18 protein-coding genes and 7 tRNA genes are annotated in these 19,065 nt (G+C 56.2%); 15 read left to right on the plus strand and 10 right to left on the minus strand.

Going from position 1 to position 19,065, the window contains the following annotated elements; genetic code table 11:
* Window positions 1–124: 124 nt before the first annotated feature.
* Complete coding sequence (gene rmf / locus Q3Y66_RS05820; protein ID WP_007111057.1) at window positions 125–334, minus strand: ribosome modulation factor; 210 nt, start codon at window positions 332–334, stop codon at window positions 125–127.
* Between the two features lie 344 nt (window positions 335–678).
* On the opposite strand from rmf, the gene rlmKL reads away from it, so the two are divergent.
* Both rlmKL and Q3Y66_RS05830 read left to right on the plus strand, forming a co-directional pair.
* On the plus strand, window positions 679–2,916 hold the full coding sequence (rlmKL, locus tag Q3Y66_RS05825; RefSeq protein ID WP_008958421.1) for a bifunctional 23S rRNA (guanine(2069)-N(7))-methyltransferase RlmK/23S rRNA (guanine(2445)-N(2))-methyltransferase RlmL: 2,238 nt from the start codon (window positions 679–681) through the stop codon (window positions 2,914–2,916).
* A 29-nt stretch (window positions 2,917–2,945) separates the two neighbouring features.
* A complete protein-coding gene (locus Q3Y66_RS05830) occupies window positions 2,946–3,281 on the plus strand; it encodes a glutaredoxin family protein (protein WP_008958420.1) in 336 nt (111 codons plus the stop codon).
* A gap of 12 nt (window positions 3,282–3,293) precedes the next feature.
* On the opposite strand, the gene Q3Y66_RS05835 is transcribed toward Q3Y66_RS05830, so the two are convergent.
* Window positions 3,294–3,575 (minus strand): WGR domain-containing protein, encoded by a 282-nt coding sequence (locus Q3Y66_RS05835; protein WP_008958419.1) that lies wholly within the window; start codon window positions 3,573–3,575, stop codon window positions 3,294–3,296.
* Between the two features lie 113 nt (window positions 3,576–3,688).
* Here Q3Y66_RS05835 and pdxB point away from each other — a divergent pair, with 113 nt between their 5' ends.
* Window positions 3,689–4,846 (plus strand): 4-phosphoerythronate dehydrogenase PdxB, encoded by a 1,158-nt coding sequence (gene pdxB, locus Q3Y66_RS05840; RefSeq protein ID WP_008958417.1) that lies wholly within the window; start codon window positions 3,689–3,691, stop codon window positions 4,844–4,846.
* A gap of 76 nt (window positions 4,847–4,922) precedes the next feature.
* Here the strand turns inward: pdxB and htpX are convergent, their stop codons facing one another.
* The 8 genes from htpX to Q3Y66_RS05880 all read right to left on the minus strand — a co-directional run bounded on the left by htpX (window position 4,923) and on the right by Q3Y66_RS05880 (window position 13,472).
* The gene (gene htpX, locus Q3Y66_RS05845) at window positions 4,923–5,828 is read right to left on the minus strand and encodes a protease HtpX (protein WP_008958416.1); all 906 of its coding nucleotides are present in this window, start codon (window positions 5,826–5,828) and stop codon (window positions 4,923–4,925) included.
* 152 nt (window positions 5,829–5,980) lie between these two features.
* Window positions 5,981–7,228 carry a pyridoxal phosphate-dependent aminotransferase gene (locus Q3Y66_RS05850; RefSeq protein WP_008958415.1) on the minus strand — a complete coding sequence of 416 codons (1,248 nt, stop codon included), beginning with the start codon at window positions 7,226–7,228 and terminating at the stop codon, window positions 5,981–5,983.
* A gap of 94 nt (window positions 7,229–7,322) precedes the next feature.
* Entirely contained in the window at window positions 7,323–8,279 is a 957-nt protein-coding gene (gene ylqF, locus Q3Y66_RS05855) for a ribosome biogenesis GTPase YlqF (RefSeq protein WP_008958414.1), read from the minus strand.
* 97 nt (window positions 8,280–8,376) lie between these two features.
* On the minus strand, window positions 8,377–8,775 hold the full coding sequence (gene msrB, locus Q3Y66_RS05860) for a peptide-methionine (R)-S-oxide reductase MsrB (RefSeq protein WP_008958413.1): 399 nt from the start codon (window positions 8,773–8,775) through the stop codon (window positions 8,377–8,379).
* A gap of 126 nt (window positions 8,776–8,901) precedes the next feature.
* Window positions 8,902–10,488, minus strand: a complete 1,587-nt coding sequence (locus Q3Y66_RS05865; protein ID WP_008958412.1) for a gamma-glutamyltransferase family protein — start codon at window positions 10,486–10,488, stop codon at window positions 8,902–8,904.
* A gap of 40 nt (window positions 10,489–10,528) precedes the next feature.
* Window positions 10,529–11,854: a TRAP transporter large permease subunit gene (locus Q3Y66_RS05870; protein WP_008958411.1), complete on the minus strand. Its 1,326-nt coding sequence runs from the start codon at window positions 11,852–11,854 to the stop codon at window positions 10,529–10,531.
* Between the two features lie 3 nt (window positions 11,855–11,857).
* On the minus strand, window positions 11,858–12,367 hold the full coding sequence (locus Q3Y66_RS05875) for a TRAP transporter small permease subunit (RefSeq protein ID WP_008958410.1): 510 nt from the start codon (window positions 12,365–12,367) through the stop codon (window positions 11,858–11,860).
* 1 nt (window position 12,368) lies between these two features.
* The gene (locus Q3Y66_RS05880; protein WP_008958409.1) at window positions 12,369–13,472 is read right to left on the minus strand and encodes a TRAP transporter substrate-binding protein; all 1,104 of its coding nucleotides are present in this window, start codon (window positions 13,470–13,472) and stop codon (window positions 12,369–12,371) included.
* 332 nt (window positions 13,473–13,804) lie between these two features.
* On the opposite strand from Q3Y66_RS05880, the gene Q3Y66_RS05885 reads away from it, so the two are divergent.
* The 12 genes from Q3Y66_RS05885 to Q3Y66_RS05940 all read left to right on the plus strand — a co-directional run bounded on the left by Q3Y66_RS05885 (window position 13,805) and on the right by Q3Y66_RS05940 (window position 18,913).
* Window positions 13,805–13,880: transfer RNA gene (locus tag Q3Y66_RS05885), tRNA-Glu, on the plus strand.
* 54 nt (window positions 13,881–13,934) lie between these two features.
* A tRNA-Gly gene (locus Q3Y66_RS05890) sits at window positions 13,935–14,009 on the plus strand.
* Window positions 14,010–14,103: 94 nt separating this feature from the next.
* Window positions 14,104–14,179, plus strand: a tRNA-Glu gene (locus tag Q3Y66_RS05895).
* 55 nt (window positions 14,180–14,234) lie between these two features.
* A tRNA-Gly gene (locus Q3Y66_RS05900) sits at window positions 14,235–14,309 on the plus strand.
* A gap of 85 nt (window positions 14,310–14,394) precedes the next feature.
* Window positions 14,395–14,470: transfer RNA gene (locus Q3Y66_RS05905), tRNA-Glu, on the plus strand.
* A 27-nt stretch (window positions 14,471–14,497) separates the two neighbouring features.
* Window positions 14,498–14,572 (plus strand) — tRNA-Gly (locus Q3Y66_RS05910).
* 257 nt (window positions 14,573–14,829) lie between these two features.
* Window positions 14,830–15,798: an ABC transporter ATP-binding protein gene (locus tag Q3Y66_RS05915; protein ID WP_008958510.1), complete on the plus strand. Its 969-nt coding sequence runs from the start codon at window positions 14,830–14,832 to the stop codon at window positions 15,796–15,798.
* Entirely contained in the window at window positions 15,795–16,568 is a 774-nt protein-coding gene (locus Q3Y66_RS05920) for an ABC transporter permease (RefSeq protein ID WP_008958511.1), read from the plus strand. The genes Q3Y66_RS05915 and Q3Y66_RS05920 overlap by 4 nt, the downstream gene beginning before the upstream one ends.
* 36 nt (window positions 16,569–16,604) lie before the next feature.
* The gene (gene queF, locus Q3Y66_RS05925; RefSeq protein WP_008958512.1) at window positions 16,605–17,438 is read left to right on the plus strand and encodes an NADPH-dependent 7-cyano-7-deazaguanine reductase QueF; all 834 of its coding nucleotides are present in this window, start codon (window positions 16,605–16,607) and stop codon (window positions 17,436–17,438) included.
* 216 nt (window positions 17,439–17,654) lie between these two features.
* Window positions 17,655–18,215 (plus strand): nitroreductase family protein, encoded by a 561-nt coding sequence (locus Q3Y66_RS05930; protein WP_008958513.1) that lies wholly within the window; start codon window positions 17,655–17,657, stop codon window positions 18,213–18,215.
* Window positions 18,216–18,217: 2 nt separating this feature from the next.
* On the plus strand, window positions 18,218–18,724 hold the full coding sequence (locus Q3Y66_RS05935) for a YiiD C-terminal domain-containing protein (protein ID WP_008958514.1): 507 nt from the start codon (window positions 18,218–18,220) through the stop codon (window positions 18,722–18,724).
* Between the two features lie 101 nt (window positions 18,725–18,825).
* Window positions 18,826–18,913: transfer RNA gene (locus tag Q3Y66_RS05940), tRNA-Ser, on the plus strand.
* The last annotated feature ends 152 nt before the right edge of the window (window positions 18,914–19,065 follow it).

The raw sequence follows: 19,065 nt of genomic DNA on the forward strand, positions 1-19,065 counted from the left end.
CGTGCAGATGATTAGCAAAGCAGTGTGGGTATCAATGCGCACTAAAAAGCCCACTTGAAAAAGTGGGCTCACTGAAAACCTCTCGCTTAAAATCTTTCTTTTAGAATCTTGAAAAATAAAAACGTTAGGCCATGACTAAGGGGTTTTTGTGGATGCCCGAGATGCCTGTCATCCCATCCCACTGGTCACCGCGGCCTTCACGCCAACCGCTCATCCAGTATTCGCGTAAATTGATATCTTGACTGGGACAATCGTCGCGAGAACGACCCGATACACCCGCTTTGTAGCCGTGGACATAAGCCCGCTGGAAGCGATCACGTTTTTGCCGTTTCATTGGCTAACCTCTTTTCACGAAAGCCTTTGATAAGAAATAGGGTGTTATCGAAAACGAAAACAACCGCTATTCCGAGAGCTTGCTTCAAGAGCGAGACGCCGCTCCAACCCTGTTGTTTGGCACTCACGGGCTGAACGAGCCGAGCGGCTATCTCTTACAAAGAACACTCATATGTCATAGGCCTAGTTCTGAACCGACCCTGACAAGAAACGCATGCGTTTTTCAGTAGCTACTCTCTTATTGTTAGACCATGATGGGGTCATCTGTCGACTATCAAATTGTCATAAAACGTAAACTCATTTGCTATATACAGGGATATCGCGCCTTTACGCGCCGCTATTATCATGACCGAGTCGAACCAAACCGCTGCCCTGAACTTGCTCGCCACTTGCCCCAAAGGCATCGAAGGCCTGCTCCACGACGAACTCATAGCGCTGGGCGCCACGCCGGGTAAAACCACCGTGGCAGGCGTCTATTTCACTGCCAGCCAAGCGATCGCTTATCGTGTCTGCCTGTGGTCCCGGTTAGCCAACCGGGTCATTTTGACCCTGGTACGCGAATCGATGATCGATACCGCCGAGCAAGTGCGCGATGTGGTCGCCCGCATTGCCTGGACACAGCATCTGGCACCGGGCAAAACGCTGGCCGTCGATTTCCATGGCCGCAGCGAACACATTCGCCACACCCGCTTTGGCGCCCAAACCGTTAAAGACGGCATTGTCGATGCGCTTCAACTGGCCGGGCAGGAACGCCCCAATGTGGATACCAAAACCCCACATTTGCGCGTCTATGCCCACCTGCACCGGATGAATTTAACCATTGGGCTGGATCTCTCAGGTGAGAGTCTCCACCGCCGTGGTTATCGCCGTGACGTAGGCCATGCACCGCTAAAAGAGAATCTGGCGGCGGCACTGCTGGTGCGCGCAGGCTGGCCCGAGCGCTTAAAAGCGGGAGAGCCGTTGATTGATCCGCTGTGTGGTGCAGGCACGCTGCTGATCGAAGCCGCCATGATGGCCGCTGACCAAGCGCCTAACCTGAATCGTGAGCGGTTCGGCTTCCACGGCTGGGCAGGTCACGATGATCTCGCTTGGCAGGAACAGAAGCGCGAAGCCGATGCGCGCGCGTCGATTGGTCGCAAGCGCTGTAAAGCCCAGCTACTCGGCTTTGATCAGAGCCCTGCAGCACTGACGGCAGCGAAATCCAATGCCATGCGCGCGGGTATTCCAGCCTTGATAAGCCTGCATGGTCAAAGCCTTGTCCAGTTGACGCGACCCGAAACACTGACGGCTGAGAGCGGCCTGCTGATTACTAACCCACCCTACGGCGAACGCCTGGGTGAATTGCCTGAACTGGTGCGTCTATACGCCCAGCTTGGTGAGAAAGCCAAAGCGCTATTCCCCAGCTGGACCCTGGCGGTATTTACCGGTAACCCGGATCTAGGCCACCGGCTGGGCATGCGTGCGCACAAGCAGTACGCGCTTAAAAACGGTGCTCTGGATGCCAAGCTGTTGCTTATGGAGATTGGTGGCGCTGAGCATCCGCCTGCCGAGAGCGATACAAAGCCCGTCCAGAGCGAGAGCAGTGCAGTGGCGACGCCTGGTGAAAAGGCGAGCGAAGAGCAAGCCGCCCACAAAAACCAAGACAATGCGCAGATGTTTGCCAATCGACTGATTAAAAATCAGAAGCGCTTGAAGAAATGGCTGAAGCAGAGCGGTGAAACCAGCTATCGCGTTTATGATGCCGATATGCCGGAATACGCCCTGGCGGTGGATCGTTATGGTGATCGGGTACATGTACAAGAGTACGCGGCACCTAGCTCGATCAACCCAGCCCAGGCGCAAAAGCGCTTGTACGATGCCTTGGAAGTCATGCCCGAGGCGCTTAACGTTGATGCCAGCAAAATCTATATCAAACGCCGCGAACGCCAAACCGGCAGCGCCCAGTACCAGAAGCGGGCCGCCAGCGGTGAACGCTTTGAGGTGCAGGAGGGCGCAGCACGGCTATGGGTCAACCTGCGTGACTATCTGGATACCGGGCTGTTCCTTGACCATCGGCCGGTTCGGCGCATGCTGGGCGAAATGGCCAGCGGTAAGCGTTTTTTAAATCTGTTCTGTTATACCGCCACCGCGACCGTACAGGCGGCCTTGGGTGGCGCCAGTGACAGCGTGAGCGTGGATATGTCCAACACCTACCTGGAGTGGGCCAAGGACAACTTTGCACTGAATAAACTCGATACGCGCCTTCACCGTGTGGTGCGCGACGACTGTTTCCGCTGGCTGGAAACGGCCAACGCCGAGTTCGACCTGATCTTTATGGATCCGCCGACCTTTTCCAACTCCAAGAAAATGCGCGATACCCTTGATGTGCAGCGTGACCATCCGCGACTGGTGGAACTCGCCATGGCGCGCTTGGCACCGGGTGGCACGTTAGTGTTTTCGAATAATCAACGGCGTTTTAAACTCGATGACGCGCTTTACCAGCAGTATGCGGTCGAGGACATCACCGGGCGTAGCTTCGACCCCGATTTCCAGCGGCGTACGAATCTTCACCATGTGTTTATACTGCGCCACAAAGCGGCGTAAGAGAGCCATCGTATGAAAAGAGTCTTTGCATGATTCATCTATCGCTTTACACCACGCTGGGTTGCCACCTATGCACTCAATTGGAAGGGCTGGTGGCGACACTCGCCAATCAGAAGGTGTGGCTGCACCATATCGAAATCAGTGATGACGATGCGCTTGTCGAGCGCTACGGCGTGCGGATACCGGTGCTGGTGGATAGCGATGGCAATGAGTTGGATCGTGGCTTTGAGCTAGAACGCTTAAGCGATTGGTTGCGTGAACGCGGCTGGCTGGATGAAGCTGCCCTGGAAGCGTTTACCGCACCACCCGATACCTCCGCCCCCAAAGGGGCGCATGAGCGTGACGGGCGGCGCTTTCTGGGCTAACCCCTAGCGGCCCTAAAGTGTATCCAGTAGCGATAGTTGGCGCATGGCCTCCTGGCCCTCGGGAGTATGATCGGCCACGTCCAGTACCTTGCGAAAACCCCGCGAGGACTGGATGGTGGTTTCGTCCTCAAGCCACATCTGGGCCTGCTCCAGCGTGTCGGCTAGCTGATGCTTTAGACCGCCAAACTGAGTGCCGATTTGCCCCCAGGCGCGGCTGAAAATCCAGTCACCAAACATATCCTGGTGAATATGAACCAACACATAGTCATGGTTGGTTTCCCAGCGTACGATCACAACACTCTCCTTACTTAGCTTTTAAAAGATAGCCTTTAAAAGATAGCCTTTAAACACGCCTGCCCATCAAGCCGTCGCGGGCGGTATTGTAAAGCCCGGATACCCAAACGCCTATGAAACTTGTCATCGACGCCAATATCCCCGCTGCCGAGCACTGCTTCGGCCATTTCGGTACGCTCACCCGCGTACCAGGGCGGGAGATAAACGCCGCCCACCTTCGGGATGCCGATGCGCTCATCGTGCGCTCCATTACCCAGGTCAACGATCAGCTGCTTGCCGATAGTCCCGTTCGCTTTATCGGCACCTGCACTATCGGCACCGATCATATCGACCAGGCAGCGCTTGCCCAGCGCAATATCGCCTTCGCCAGTGCACCAGGCTGCAACGCCGAAGCGGTGGTTGATTATGTATTGAGCAGCTTGTTGACCCTGGCGGAGCGCGATGGCTGGCCACTTGGCGAGCGCACCGTGGGGATTGTGGGGGTGGGCAATGTCGGCAGCAGACTGCAGGCGCGACTAACCGCCATGGGCGTCGCAACGCTGGCCTGTGATCCGCCCAGAGCCGACGAGGAGGGCCAGACAGGCTTTCACTCGTTAGATGCCCTGATCGAGCGCTGTGATGTGCTCTGCCTGCATACACCGCTTACCCGTGAGGGGGCGCACGCCACGTATCAACTGCTCAACGCCCAGCGTATTGATGAACTGGCGCCAGGTAGTGTGTTGCTCAATGCTGGGCGGGGCGACTGCGTCGATGGATTGGCGCTGCGCAGCCGGTTGTCGGGTAAAGGGGACATTAAGGCGGTGCTGGATGTGTGGGAAGAGGAGCCGGATATCGATGCTGGCTTGCGTGATCTGGTTTCTATAGCAACACCGCATATAGCGGGGCACAGTTTGGATGGCAAGCTACGCGGCACGTGGATGATTCAACAGGCGCTAGCGCGTCACTGCGGCCAGCCCAGTGAATTTACGTTCGCCGATATTTGCCCGCCGCCCGCACTGGCATCGCTGCATTTGCAGCACGCGCTACCGCCAGAAGATGCGCTAAGGCTCTGCATGAGAGCGGTGTACGACGTACGCCGCGACCACGATGCTCTCCAGCGCCAAACGCTGCATCACGGCATGCACAAAGGCTTTGACGACTGCCGCGCCAACTACCCGCTGCGGCGCGAATTCTCCACGCTCAGTGTGCAGCTGTCAGGGGAGGCGGTAGCGCTGGAAGGCTTATTGCGTGGGGCGGGGGTTACGGTAACCGAGCAGGATAGTAAAAAATAAGCAGTGAAAAACAGGTGGCGAATAACAATAAGGCCCGCAGAGGCGGGCCTTAAATGTTTAGAGCTGCTGGACAATATTACTGACGATAAGCGGCTTCTTTCAGCGCACGGATGCGCTCATCCAGCGGCGGGTGGCTGGCAAATAGCTTTTCCACCAGCGAGCGTGTTTGGCCTTTGGTGATGGCCATGGCGCGTAGCGTGTCCGGCATTTGATCGGGCATTTCCGTTTCGGTTTTTAAGCGTGCCAGCGCACTGACCATCGCATTGGTGCCTGCCAAGCGCGCGCCCGCTTCGTCGGCGCGGTATTCGCGATAGCGCGAGAACCAGGCGACGATGGCCGAGGCCAAAATGCCGAACACAATCTCAGCGACCATGACTACTGCGAAGTAACCCATAAAGCCGAGCCCGCCTTCACCATCGCTACGGCTGCGCAGGAAGTTATCGACCAAGTGTGCCACTACCCGGGCAAAGAACATCACAAAGGTGTTCACCACGCCTTGAATCAGCGCCAGTGTTACCATGTCGCCATTGGCAACGTGGCCAATTTCGTGAGCCAGTACCGCCCGCACTTCTTCCGGTCGCATGCGATTCATCAAGCCTGCCGAGACGGCCACCAGTGCATCGTCCTTGTTCCAGCCCGTAGCAAAGGCGTTGGATTGCTGTGCCGGAAAGATGCCCACTTCCGGGGTTTTAATACCCGCTTCACGGGAGAGCTCCGCGACCGTGTCCAGCAACCACCGTTCGGTCGAGTTGGAGGGCGTTTCGATGATCACCGTGCCGGTGCTGCGCTTGGCCATCCATTTGGAAATGAAGAGCGAGATGATGGAACCCGCCATGCCGAACACAAAGCAGAAGATCAGCAGGCTGGTGAAGTTGATGCCCTGGCCGCGCAGGTAGCCTTCTACACCGAGCAAGCGCAAGGTGATACTGGCGACCAGCAAGACCGCTATATTGGTCGCTAAAAACAGCAGAATTCGCATCATGGTGCAGGTTCTCCCTCAACGTTTAGAAACCGGTTCATACACAGCCAGTGAAATGGTCACAGAATAGTTGCTTAAATACGTACTGTTCGTGGCAGTTTCAAGTCACGCTGCGTCAAATAGCTGTTTTAATCGGCATATTCACCTAGCTAGGCTCACTGCCGGTAGCGGGATAGGAAGTTGGCAAAACGGTCCAATGCATCACCGAGTTGGTCTGCCCAGGGCAGGGTCACAATGCGCACATGATCCGGCTCTGGCCAGTTAAAGGCGGTCCCTTGTACCAGCAATATTTTTTCCTGCAGCAGCAGATCAAGCACCATCTGCTGATCGTCTTTGATGTTGAAAACTTTCGGGTCCAGGCGCGGAAACGCGTAGAGCGCGCCTTTAGGCTTCACGCAGGAGACGCCGGGGATCGCGTTCAGTTTTTCTACCGTGATGTCTCGCTGGGCCAGCAGCCGCCCGCCGGGCAGGATTAAATCGTTAATCGACTGATAGCCCCCCAGCGCGGTTTGAATCGCGTGCTGGGCGGGCACGTTGGCGCACAGACGCATGGAAGCCAACATATTCAGCCCCTGGATATAGTCCTGAGCGTTCAATTTGGCCAAGGTGCCGGAGATAATCATCCAGCCTGAGCGAAAGCCCGCACAGCGATAGCTTTTGGAGAGCCCGTTCATGGTGATGACTAATTGGTCATCATCCGCCAGCGCGCCAGTGGCGGTGTGCTCGACGCCGTCGTACAGAATCTTGTCGTAGATCTCGTCAGAGAACACCACCAGGTTGTGCTGCTTGGCGATCGCCAATACTTCTTTGACCACCGCGGGCGGATACACCGCGCCGGTCGGGTTATTGGGGTTGATCAGCACAATGGCACGCGTGTGACTGGTGATCTTGGCGCGAATATCCGCCATGTCAGGTGTCCAGTCGGCCTGCTCGTCGCACAGGTAGTGCACCGCGTGGCCACCGGAAAGGTGAGCGGCCGCGGTCCATAGCGGGTAGTCCGGCGCGGGAATCAATACTTCATCGCCGTCGTTGAGCAGCGCCTGCATGGCCATCACGATCAGCTCAGAGACGCCGTTGCCGATGAAGATATCTTCGATACCCACGCCGGGAATCTGTTTGCGCTGGCACTCCTGCATAATGGCTTTACGGGCGGAATAGAGGCCTTTGGAGTCGCAGTAGCCCTGGGCAGTGGGCAGGTTACGCATCACATCCTGGAGAATCTCTTCCGGCGCCTCGAAGCCGAAGGGCGCGGGGTTGCCGATATTCAGCTTGAGAATTCGTTGGCCTTCCTCTTCCAAGCGCTTGGCGTGGTCGAGTACCGGGCCGCGAATGTCGTAGCAGACATTGTGCAGCTTATGAGATTTCTTTAGCGGTTGTGATTCGTGCGACTGCGGGGTATCCATGAGGTGTTTGTCCAAAAGTAGCTAGAAGCCCAAAAGTATCCAACGTCATTATGTGTTTACTAGGTCAAATGGTGACTTAGCAGTGCTCGGTTCATTATGCGTCGGAAAGGCCTTGATTGTCTTCGTCGTTTTGCACCGGGGGTGGCGGAATATCTGCAGGGGTTTCAAGCGTTAGCCTGCCCAGCTTGCCGTCGCGAAGTTCGTGAAGCAGTACTTCGGCGCCGCGGTGCAGATCAACCGCGCCGCCGGGGCGCAGGCCGCCACGGCGGGCAGCGATATCTTTTAAGATGGCGTTACCGTCGAAGCCAGCAATAGCGAGAAAATCAGGTTTCTTCGGACCGTCCGCATCAATATCGTGGGGGAGGTCCGGCGCGGTGTAAGGCGGCAGCGCTTTGAGCTTATAGCGCTCGGTCAGCGCTTCGGGGTAGCGCTTGGCAAGCTCTGCACTAGTGACAATCGCCACATCGGTGTATTCGATAGCGGTATCGCGAATGGCGCCGGTGGCGGCAAGGCGATAGGCGCTGGCCTGGTCTTCGATTTTGGGCCACAGCACGCCTGGGGTATCGGTAAGGGCTACACGTCCATCAATACGCACCTTTTGCTGGCGCTTGGTCACCGCTGGCTCGTTGCCGGTCTTGGCGATTTTTCGCCCGGCTAGGCCATTAATCAGTGTCGATTTCCCGACATTCGGTATACCCATCACCATCACGCGCACATCCCGGTCGGCGCGCACGGCACCGGCCAGCTCATGACACAGCTTAGGGATTTTCTTCAGCTCCCGGGTATTGGTGGTAGTGACCGCCAAGGCACGCATGTTCTCTTGGGCATCGAAAAATTCGACCCACTCGGCCGTCCGCTCTGGGTCGGCGAGATCGGCGCGGGAGAGAATTTTCAGCACCGGCTTATGGCGGGTTAGCTCGGCCAGCATCGGGTTGGCGCTGGAGTAGGGCAGACGCGCGTCGAGGACCTCGATCACGACGTCAATTTCAGGCAGCACCTCCTTAATCTGGCGGCGGGCCTTGTTCATATGTCCGGGGAACCAGCCGAGCATGGGTCTCTCCTGAAAGTACAAAAAATAGAGGCACAAAAAAGCGGGCGACCATTCTAACAGATGGCGCCCGCCTTGCTGTGCTTCCTTTTAGCGAGGATTACTCGTCGGGGTGAAACTCCAACGACACCGAGTTGATGCAGTAGCGCAAGCCGGTGGTATCGGGTGGCCCATCAGGAAACACGTGGCCCAGGTGTGCATCGCAGTGAGAACAGACGACCTCGGTGCGCTGCATGCCGTGAGTGGTATCCGTATGCTCTTCAACGCAGCGGCTACCCAGCGGCCGATCAAAGCTTGGCCAGCCGCAGCCAGCGTCAAACTTGTGCTCGTTCTCAAACAGTGGCGCATTACAGCAGACGCAGTGATAAATACCCTGAGCGTCGCGTACCTGATAATCCCCGGTGAACGGGCGTTCAGTGCCTTTCTCGCGTGCCACACGGTACTGCTCTGGCGTTAACTGCTGTTGCCACTCGTCGGGGGATTTTTCTATTTTCGCCATGGGGTTCTCCTCTCCCTCTGGTTTGCCACTCTTCAGAGGCTTATTAAGCAGGCTAGCTTAACACTCTCCTGAGTGACAGCGAGTCGCCTGCTCAAGTTCAGCATGGATGAAACGCCCATGGTGTGTTTACACGCTGGCCGCGCCGCCGTTACTGCGTGGGTCATGGGCGCTCTCTATCAATCCATCCGGGTGGTGCACGATGCCGCCCGCATGGCCCATGGTGTCGCTGAAGGCATCAGGCAGGACTTCCACATCGTGGCCAGCCGTCGCTAGGGCGGTTACAAGGGCATCGTCAAAACGCGCTTCGAGTTTTAAGTTAGTGCTGGTTTCACCCCAGGTACGACCCAACAGCCAGCGAGGCGCCGTGATCGACTGTTGAAGCGGCATGCCGTGCAGTGCATAGCGCGAAAATACCGCCGCCTGGGTTTGCGGCTGGCCTTCACCACCCATGGTGCCGTAAACCATGGTGCGGCCATCGGTAAACTTGGCCAGCGCCGGGTTAAGGGTATGGAAAGGCTTACGGCCAGGGGCTAGGCCGCGTAGGTCGTCGGGATTAAGCGAAAAGCTGATGCCGCGGTTTTGCCACAGCACGCCGCTTTCTGGCAGCACCACGCCGCTGCCAAACTCCCAATAGATACTCTGAATAAAGCTTACCGCACGGCCTTCGCGATCGACGGTGCCCATCCAAATGGTGTCGCCTGGGGCTGGCTTGTGTGGCCAGGGCAGGGCGCGTTGTGGGTCAATTTGAGCCGCTTCCCGACCAATATTCGCCTCGCTGAGTAACGCCTGCAGCGGTGTGGGTACACGGCCCGGGTCAGTCACGTTTTGGTCGCGTAGGATAAAAGCGCGCTTGGTGGCTTCGATGAGCCCGTGCAGGTGATCAAAGCCGTTGGGCTCGGTGGCCTTCAAGCGCTCGTAGATGCCTAAAATCATTAACGACGCCATACCCTGGGTCGGCGCTGGCAGGTTATACAGCGTGGCATCCTGGAGGGTGACTTCCAGCGGCGTGACGCGCTGGGCGCGGTAGGCGTGAAAGTCAGCCAAGCGCAGGGGGCTGCCCACTGCTTCCAAGTCTTTCGCCATGCTAGCGGCCAGTTCACCGCGGTAGAAGTCATCTAATCCGGCTTCCGCCAAACGCTTGAGGGTGGCCGCTAAACGTGGCTGGCGCAGCCGCTCACCTTCCCGGGGCACCTTGCCGTTAAGCAGCAGGGAATCACTAAAACCAGGGCTTTGAGAAAGGCGCTCAACGTGTTTGGCGGTGAGGGCTTCCTGGCTTTGTGTGACCGAAATGCCCGCTTCGGCATGGTGAATAGCGTCGGCCAGCAGCGTGGTGAGGGGAAGCTGTTTACCCCATGTTGACGCTACCTTCAGCGCTTCATCCCAGCCGCCAATGGTGCCCGCCATGGTGAGGGCGGCCTTTGGGCCTCGTTCAGGTATGTGCGATTCACCGGCGTAGAAATCCGCGTTGGCCAAGCCTGCCGCCGGGCCGCAGGCGTCGATGGCAATAGGCGCCTTGCCCGGTTCATGAATCAACCAAAAGCCATCACCTCCCAGGGCGTTCATATGCGGATAAACGACCGCAATAGCGGCAGCAGCAGCGACCATGGCCTCCACCGCGTTGCCGCCCTGCTTAAGCACATCTCGCCCGGCGCTAGCGGCTAGATGGTGAGGAGCGACGCAGCTGCCGCCGTAACTACGTTGAGTATGAAGCATCTTTGATTCCTTGTTATTAAGTAAGTGCTAAAGCAGGTCGTTACCAGCCAATGGCTTTGGGCAACCAGGTAGCAATGCTGGGAAAGATAAATACCAGCGCCACGGCAACAAACTGGAGGCCGATAAAGGGCAGCGCCCCTTTGTAAATATCCAGCGTGGTGACCTCTTTAGGCGCCACCCCCTTGAGGAAAAACAGCGACCAACCAAAGGGCGGGGTAAGAAACGAGGTTTGCAGCACCAGCCCTACTAGAATGCCCAACCACACCATATCAACGCCCATCTGGACAAAGAACGGTAAAAACAGCGGCAGGGCAATATAGCTGATCTCAATCCACTCCAGGAAGAAGCCCAGCACGAACATCAGCAGTAGCATGAACAGCAGTGCCCCTAGCTCGCCACCGGGCACCCAGTCGAACATGCGGGCCACAAGATGCTCGCCCCCCAGGCCACGGAACGCCAGCCCAAATACCTGCGCACTGATCAAGATAAAGAACACCATCGCCGAAATCACCAGTGTGGCCTTGGCGACCTCCTTGAGCAGCGTGAAGGACAGCCGACCCGAGCAGGCCACAAACACTAGCGCCCCCAGTGCCCCCATCGCAGCGGCCTCGGTAGGCGCGGCAATACCGCCAATAATCGAGCCCAATACTGCAAACACCAAGCCTACCGGCGGGCCCACCACGGTGATTACCTTCACCAGCAGTTGGCGCCGTCCCATCGCTTTACGCTCCTCAATAGGGATGGGTGGCATTAGGTGAGGGTAGAGTTTGGCGATTATCAAAATGGCAATAATATAAACCGCCGCGAGGGTTAGCCCTGGCACCATGGCCGCGGCGAACATCGTACCGACCGATTCACCCAAAATTTCGGCTAGCAGAATCAGCACCAGACTAGGCGGAATTATCTGACCCAGGGTGCCGGATGCGCAGATCATCCCGGTCGCAAGCGTTTTAGGGTAGCCGCGGCGTAGCAGTGTCGGCAGCGTGAGCAGGCCCAGCGTCACAATCGTGGCACCGACAATGCCCGTGGCAGCGCCTAACAAAACGCCGACTAAAATGATCGCCACGCCCATGCCGCCGGAAAGGCCGCCGAACAAATGGCCAATCACATCGATCAGCTCTTCGGCCAGCTTCGACTTCTCCAGCATCACGCCCATAAACACAAACAGCGGTATGGCCATAAAAGTGTAGTTGGTCACCACTCCGTAGATGCGGGATGGCAGTAGGTTAAACAGCATCGGGCCAAAGCCAATATAACCAAAGAAAAAAGCCGTTGCCGCAATACTGATACCTACCGGAATACCAATCAGCAAAAACACGAAAAAAGCCACGATCATGCCGATCGCTAGCCATTCATTTGGAGACATGCGTTATTCACCTCGTGTGGGCAGGGCAAACGCCTGACGCAGCGCGTGGGCCAACCCTTGCAGCGCGAGAAGGACAAAACCGAATGGAATGAGCGATTTGAGAAGCCAGCGAAGGGGAAGACCGCCTGGGTTAGGCGATGCTTCGCCGCGGCCGAACGACTGGGCTATCCAGGGCAGCGTCAACCAGGCGATATACAGCCCCATGACTAGCAGTAATAGCCCGCCGATCACCTCAATTACTCGCTGCAGACTCGCGGGGAAGCGTTCGTAGAAGACGTCCACGCGAACTTGCTCACCCATCAGCAGTAGATACGACATGCCAAACAGTGCGATAGGTGAGATCAGGTGCCACTGCAGCTCCTGGAGCCATACCGCACCCACGCTAAACACATAGCGCATCAACACATCGCCAGCGACCAAACCGACGAGTACCACGCAGGTCCAGGCGGCGATCCAGCCAAATAGCCGAACCACCGCCTCAACTCCGTGGACAAAAAATGCCACGGCGCGCATATCAGACTCCGATAATGTCGTTTAACCAGGCACGCTCACTGGCACCTGCCCAGCGGTCGTGGTTGGCTTTAAACGCCATGTAGCTATCGTGCACTTTGCGTACTAGTGGGTCAGCGTTGGCCTCTGTCGCCAGAGTATCCTGAGTGGCTTCGCGCAGCGCATCGACAACGGGGGTGGGGAGCATGCTGGCAGTAACGCCTTCGTTCTCGACCAGGTCGGTCATGGCTTCACCGTTCACGGCTTCGGACCAAGTGACGCTCTCCAAACAGGCTGCCATACAGGCGGTTTTAACGATCATCTGCAGATCTTCCGGCAGGCTATCCCAGTGGGTTTTCGAGATCAGTAGTTCGCCTGTGGTGGAGGGTTCGTGCCAGCCAGTGGTGTGGTAGAACTTGGCAGCGTTATGCAGCCCCATGCGACGGTCTTGGAAAGGGCCAACGAATTCAGCCGCGTCAATCACGCCACGCTCCAGCGCTGGGAATATTTCGCCACCGGGCAGTACACGGGCATCCACACCAAGCGAGGAGTACACCTGCCCCGCCAAGCCAGGAACGCGCATACGCAGGCCGTTTAGCTGACTAATGTCTTCAATGGGCTCGCGGAACCAGCCGGTCATCTGCACGCCGGTATTGTTCAGCGGGAAGGCCACCATGCCGTAGGGCTCATACACTTCGTGCCAAAGCTCCAAACCGCCGCCGTGGTAAAGCCACGCCATATGGCCCATAAAGCTCATACCAAACGGCACGGTAGTGAAGTACTGGGCGGCAAAGGTGGTGCCGGACCAGAAGTAGCTATTGGCGGCATTCATTTCGATGGTGCCGCTTTGAACGGCTTCGAAACCTTCAAAGGCTGGAATCAGCTCGCCGGAAGAGAAGTGCTGAATATTGAGGCGTCCGCCGGACATGGCGTTGATTTTGGCGATCACATCAGTAGGGCTGCCTGGGCCTTCCACGTAGAAGGGCGAACCGGGGCTGTAGGCATTGGTCATGCGCCAGTTAAAGCTTTCTGCTGACTGAGCGCGAGCGATAGACGGCGCACCCAGTACCAGACCAGCAGTGGAGGAGACGGCTGCCGTGGTGAGAAACTTGCGGCGGGATAAGGACATAGCACACCTCATTAATTGGGAAGTAGTCAGCAAGGGAACACAATGAGGTAGCAAGGGGCGTGCCATAAAAATCGATTTTATTATAAATAAAAGATTTTTAACGATTTTGTAGGAGGTCGAGAGAAGAGTAACACTAAGAAAAATAAGCGTTTGCACCGTTATGACGCCGAAATATCACGCTGAGCACTTTCAACGTGCATGGCTGTGTCGTAACCCCACGCTTTGCTTGTAGGTAATTGAAAGCTAGCCAATTAGGTTGGTGAAGGGGAGAGAGCTTGACAGCTCAATAAGGTCTGAGTAACATACGCGCCACCTCGACGAGGCATTGCAACGTCCCATTCGTCTAGTGGTCTAGGACACCGCCCTTTCACGGCGGTAACAGGGGTTCGAACCCCCTATGGGACGCCACTTATTCTTTTTCTTTCTAGAGCTAGAGTAAGCGGTCGTCAGGGTTATCGGAATGCGGGAATAGCTCAGTGGTAGAGCATCGCCTTGCCAAGGCGAGGGTCGGGAGTTCGAATCTCCTTTCCCGCTCCAATTAGGTGTGTGGTAAGTCAGGCGAGGTCGGGAGCTGGAACGCCAGCCCGGTCGAATCTACTTTCCCGCTCCATGTAATTGAAGTACTTACAGTGTCCCATTCGTCTAGTGGTCTAGGACACCGCCCTTTCACGGCGGTAACAGGGGTTCGAACCCCCTATGGGACGCCACTTCCGGTAGGTTAGGTAAAAAGCTTAGGCAAAAAGCTAAGCAAGTGTTCTATAAGCGGGAATAGCTCAGTGGTAGAGCATCGCCTTGCCAAGGCGAGGGTCGGGAGTTCGAATCTCCTTTCCCGCTCCAGTTTAGGTGTGTGGTTAGTCAGGCGAGGTCGGGAGCTGGAACGCCAGCCCGGTCGAATCTCCTTTCCCACTCCAGTTTTGATTTAGTCCCATTCGTCTAGTGGCCTAGGACACCGCCCTTTCACGGCGGTAACAGGGGTTCGAACCCCCTATGGGACGCCATCTAGCGTTATACGTCGTTTTTGCGTTGCGGGAATAGCTCAGTGGTAGAGCATCGCCTTGCCAAGGCGAGGGTCGGGAGTTCGAATCTCCTTTCCCGCTCCATGTAAACAGTGACAGGACGGTAGGCGAGGGTCGGAAGCTGGAACGCCAGCCCGGCGGAAGGCCGCCCCATCGAATCTCCTTTCCCGCTCCAAGCGCTCCTATGTTTACTCTTATTATTATTTTTTATGATGCATCAGCTACTTGCTGGGCGTCATTTTTTGCATGTCTGGCGCTCGCCTCGATTGCCCGACTTGAAAAAAGTCGTTTGCGCCCTAATGTTTCACCTTCTCTTCTTATTTTGCTGACAGGACATGTTCATGGCCGAACCGGCATTGTCGATCCGTGGCCTTACCAAAGTGTATGGCAACGGCTTTCAGGCACTCAAAGGTATTGATCTCGACGTCCAACAGGGCGATTTTTTTGCTTTGTTGGGCCCCAATGGCGCCGGTAAATCCACCACGTTAGGTGTGGTCTGCTCGCTGGTGCAAAAGACGGCGGGAAAGGTCACCATATTTGGCATTGATGTCGATAAAGATTTCGCCAAAGCCAAGTACCAGCTGGGTGTCGTGCCGCAAGAGTTCAACTTCAACCAGTTCGAAAAAGTGCTCGATATCGTGCTGGCCCAAGCGGGCTATTACGGCATGACCAGTCGCGAAGCCTTGCCTCGCGCTAAACAGCTGCTGACCGACCTTGGCCTATGGGAAAAGCGCAACGGCAACGCGCGCATGCTCTCCGGTGGTATGAAGCGCCGCCTGATGATCGCTCGGGCGTTGATGCATCGCCCCAAACTGCTGATTCTCGATGAACCAACCGCAGGCGTGGATATCGAGCTGCGGCGTAGCATGTGGGAGTACATGCGGCGGATTAACCAGGATGAAGGCACCACCATCATTCTGACAACGCACTACTTGGAAGAGGCCGAGAGCCTCTGTCGCAATGTCGCGATCATCAATAATGGCGACATTGTGCGCAATACCAGCGTGCGGGAGCTACTGGCCGAGCTTGATACCGAGACTTTCCTGATCGACTTGGCTGAGCCAGTCGCAGAAGTGCCCAACATCGAAGGTTTTGAGTTGCACCAGCTAGAGCCTACCCAGCTTTCGCTATTAGTCCATCGTGGTCAGCGTTTGAACGATGTGTTCAAAGCGTTGAGTGAGCAGGGCATCGAAGTGGTATCCATGCGCAACCGGGCCAACCGCCTAGAGGAGATGTTTGTGTCGATGGTGGAAGGCAGTGGTCAAGGGGCGATAGACCCGCGCGTCGAGAAGACGGAGGAGCGCGTATGAACGCTACGCAAACATTGATCGCTCTATGGACGCTGGTGCTCAAAGAGATCAAACGCTTCACCCGCATATGGCCGCAAACGCTGCTGCCACCTTCGATCACCATGGCGATGTACTTCATCATCTTCGGTAATCTCATCGGTTCGCGGATTGGTGACATGGGCGGCTTCAGCTACATGGATTTCATCGTCCCGGGGCTGATCATGATGTCGGTGATTACCAACAGTTACTCCAACGTAGCGTCGAGTTTCTTCTCGAACAAGTTTCAGCGTTCGATTGAAGAGATGATGGTATCGCCCATGCCCAACTGGGTGATACTGGCTGGCTTTATCTTAGGCGGCATGGCGCGTGGCCTTGGCGTTGGGTTGATTGTGACCGTGGTGTCGCTGTTCTTTACCCGCTTAACCATGGAGCATCCTCTGCTCACCGTGCTTGTTGTCGTGCTTACCTCAGCGCTATTCTCTATTGGCGGCTTTATTAACGCGCTACTGGCCAATAAATTCGACGATATTTCTATCGTGCCGACGTTTATTCTCACGCCGCTGACCTATCTGGGTGGGGTGTTTTACTCTATCTCGATGTTGCCCGATTTCTGGCAGGGCGTTTCCATGCTCAATCCGATTTTGTACATGGTTAACGTTTTCCGTTACGGCTTCTTAGGCGTGTCGGATATTCCCGTTGGCTGGGCGCTCGCTGCTATTTTTGCCTTTATCATTGTGCTGTTTAGCATTGCGCTTGCGATGTTGGAGCGCGGTAAAGGTATTCGCAGCTAAACGCATCAATCCGATTGAGAAGAGAGCTTTTATTACATGGCACATCGCCCAGACACGTTAGAGCACGCGCCGTTAGGGCGCGATTCTGCTTACCCTGAGCAGTATGACGCGGGGCTGTTATATCCGATCCCTCGCGCAGCCAACCGGGCGCCACTGGGGATTGAAGAAGGCGCGCTGCCGTTTGAGGGCGAGGACGAGTGGCACGCCTTTGAAGTCTCCTGGCTGAATAGCCGCGGCAAGCCCATTGTCGCCGTGGCACGCTTTCGATTACCCGCAAGCTCGCCCCATCTGATTGAGTCTAAATCCTGGAAGCTATACCTCAATAGCTTCAATCAAACCCGTTTCTATAGTCGTCAGGAAGTGATGGAAACGCTTGCCAATGACCTCGCGGTTGCGGCAGGTGCTGCGGTGAGTGTCGAGTTATTTGATGTGGATGCGCCTGAGCTTTCAGCACGCCCCTTACCGGGCGAATGCTTGGACGATTTAGATATTGCAGTAAGCGATTACACACCCAGCAGTGACCATCTAACGGTAGGGGAAGCGGTCGTCGAGGAGACACTCTACTCGCACCTGCTGAAATCTAACTGCCCCGTTACCGGCCAGCCAGATTGGGGAAGTGTGTTGATTCGCTATCAGGGGCCCAAAATCGATCGCGAAGGGTTACTGCGTTACCTGATTGGGTTTCGTCAGCATCAGGATTTTCACGAACACTGCGTTGAACACATCTTCACCGACCTAATGACCCATGCGAAACCAACGCAACTGCTGGTGCTAGCGCGTTACGTGCGTCGCGGTGGATTGGACATAAGCCCCTGGCGCGCAACGCCTGGTCTAACGCCGCCCACGCCGCTGCGCCTAGCAAGGCAGTAAGCGGCAGTGTTATAAATGACGATGCCATCAATGGCGGTACTAGGTTTTGTCTGAAAAGTCGGCGAGCGAAGGCCAGACAAGGCAAAAATCGGCGAAAAGACGGAGTTTACGTGGTGTAAATGAGTACTTTGAGCCGATTTTTAACGCCGTATGGTCGAGCGAAGCCAGTTTTCAGACAGAATCTAAGTAGCCCACCAATTGGATTTGGAGTTATTAATGGACGCACTCACGCTACTTCACGAACGCAGCTCGATGGGCAAGCTGATTGAGCCAGCGCCTAGCAGCGAACAGCTAAGCGATATATATCAAGCTGCGTTGCGGGCGCCTGACCATAAAGAGCTGCGCCCTTGGCGCTTTATAGAGTTCAGTGGGGAAGGGCGTGAGCGCCTGGGCGAACTATTTGCTGAGGCGGAGTTCCAGGAAAATCCTAGCGCCGACGACGATACGCTCAACTCGGCGCGCAAAAAGCCGCTTCGTGCACCGATGATTATCGCCGTGATTGCCAAGGTCACGCCTGAGCTCGAAAAAGTGCCCAAAATGGAGCAGGTGATATCCGCTGGCTGTGCCGCCCATGGCATTCTCCTAGCCGCTCACGCACTCGGCCTGGGGGCTATGTGGCGCAGTGGAAAGTACGCGTTTGATCCGGTGGTACGCAAAGGGCTAAGCCTGGATGAAGATGACGAAGTCGTCGCCTTTATCTACCTGGGTACCCTGGGGGGTCGTCATAAACCGGTGGCGCAGCATAACGTTGCTGACTTTGTAGAGCGTTGGGACTAACCATGAGCGTATCCCGTCAACCAGGTGTACCCCACCCACGTTTGCCGTTGCCAGAAGGCCAGCCAGACGACTTGGTCGCTTTCCAGCAGTGGCTGAGTGACGCCATTCCCATGGTGAGCGCGTTAGGTATTAGCGAGATGACGCGCCACCGCGATTCGCTCACGTGGCAGTTGGCACTTGAGCCCAACCTAAACGATAAAGGCACAGGCTTTGGCGGTGCGCTCTCGGCGCAAACCACGCTGCAAGGCTGGTGCTGGGTAACGCTATGGTTACGTGAAAAAGGGCTGGCAAGGGATGTGGTGGTTGCAGAAGCCAGTCAGCGCTTTCTTGCGCCAGTAACCGACGATTACCGCCTAGTGTGTAAGCCAACAGAGCTAAATGGGCCGGAGCAACTTGCCAGCAAGCTCGCTGAACGCGGTAAAGGACGCATTGCGTTAACCCATCAGCTCTATTGTGGCGAGACGCTCTGCCTGGAAGCCAGCGGCAGCTACGTTGTGTTGCCAGCCTAAGGGCTTATTGGCCTGAAAAGGCTTGCTATTTCGAGGCTTAGCCAATAGTATATGCGCCGTTCTGTTGCGAAAGGTTTAGCCTTTAAACAGAGCAAAAACGCGGAGGGGTGTCCGAGTGGTCGAAGGAGCACGCCTGGAAAGTGTGTAAGCCGCAAGGCTTCGAGGGTTCGAATCCCTCCCCCTCCGCCAAGAATTCTAATTAAGCCGCTGATTTCAGCGGCTTTTTTGTGCCTGTAATTTAACCAGCCCATACCCCAGCCCATACTTTGGTTTTGGCTTTCACTGAATAGAAAAAAGCCTCTCTGGACGCTCTCTCTTCGTTAGTCGTTTTTTGATACTCG

The organism is Halomonas sp. HAL1 (genome assembly GCF_030544485.1).
GTDB lineage: Bacteria > Pseudomonadota > Gammaproteobacteria > Pseudomonadales > Halomonadaceae > Vreelandella > Vreelandella arctica.

What these genes read in the sequence shown, in the direction of transcription:
- htpX (WP_008958416.1), bottom strand. Translation starts at nt 5,828, where the DNA reads ATGATGCGAATTCTGCTGTTTTTAGCGACCAATATAGCGGTCTTGCTG.
- rmf (WP_007111057.1), bottom strand. Translation starts at nt 334, where the DNA reads ATGAAACGGCAAAAACGTGATCGCTTCCAGCGGGCTTATGTCCACGGC.
- msrB (WP_008958413.1), bottom strand. Translation starts at nt 8,775, where the DNA reads ATGGCGAAAATAGAAAAATCCCCCGACGAGTGGCAACAGCAGTTAACG.
- pdxB (WP_008958417.1), top strand. Translation starts at nt 3,689, where the DNA reads ATGAAACTTGTCATCGACGCCAATATCCCCGCTGCCGAGCACTGCTTC.
- Q3Y66_RS05935 (WP_008958514.1), top strand. Translation starts at nt 18,218, where the DNA reads ATGAGCGTATCCCGTCAACCAGGTGTACCCCACCCACGTTTGCCGTTG.
- queF (WP_008958512.1), top strand. Translation starts at nt 16,605, where the DNA reads ATGGCACATCGCCCAGACACGTTAGAGCACGCGCCGTTAGGGCGCGAT.
- Q3Y66_RS05865 (WP_008958412.1), bottom strand. Translation starts at nt 10,488, where the DNA reads ATGCTTCATACTCAACGTAGTTACGGCGGCAGCTGCGTCGCTCCTCAC.
- Q3Y66_RS05920 (WP_008958511.1), top strand. Translation starts at nt 15,795, where the DNA reads ATGAACGCTACGCAAACATTGATCGCTCTATGGACGCTGGTGCTCAAA.
- Q3Y66_RS05850 (WP_008958415.1), bottom strand. Translation starts at nt 7,228, where the DNA reads ATGGATACCCCGCAGTCGCACGAATCACAACCGCTAAAGAAATCTCAT.
- Q3Y66_RS05915 (WP_008958510.1), top strand. Translation starts at nt 14,830, where the DNA reads ATGGCCGAACCGGCATTGTCGATCCGTGGCCTTACCAAAGTGTATGGC.
- Q3Y66_RS05875 (WP_008958410.1), bottom strand. Translation starts at nt 12,367, where the DNA reads ATGCGCGCCGTGGCATTTTTTGTCCACGGAGTTGAGGCGGTGGTTCGG.
- Q3Y66_RS05880 (WP_008958409.1), bottom strand. Translation starts at nt 13,472, where the DNA reads ATGTCCTTATCCCGCCGCAAGTTTCTCACCACGGCAGCCGTCTCCTCC.
- Q3Y66_RS05930 (WP_008958513.1), top strand. Translation starts at nt 17,655, where the DNA reads ATGGACGCACTCACGCTACTTCACGAACGCAGCTCGATGGGCAAGCTG.
- Q3Y66_RS05830 (WP_008958420.1), top strand. Translation starts at nt 2,946, where the DNA reads ATGATTCATCTATCGCTTTACACCACGCTGGGTTGCCACCTATGCACT.
- Q3Y66_RS05870 (WP_008958411.1), bottom strand. Translation starts at nt 11,854, where the DNA reads ATGTCTCCAAATGAATGGCTAGCGATCGGCATGATCGTGGCTTTTTTC.
- rlmKL (WP_008958421.1), top strand. Translation starts at nt 679, where the DNA reads ATGACCGAGTCGAACCAAACCGCTGCCCTGAACTTGCTCGCCACTTGC.
- ylqF (WP_008958414.1), bottom strand. Translation starts at nt 8,279, where the DNA reads ATGCTCGGCTGGTTCCCCGGACATATGAACAAGGCCCGCCGCCAGATT.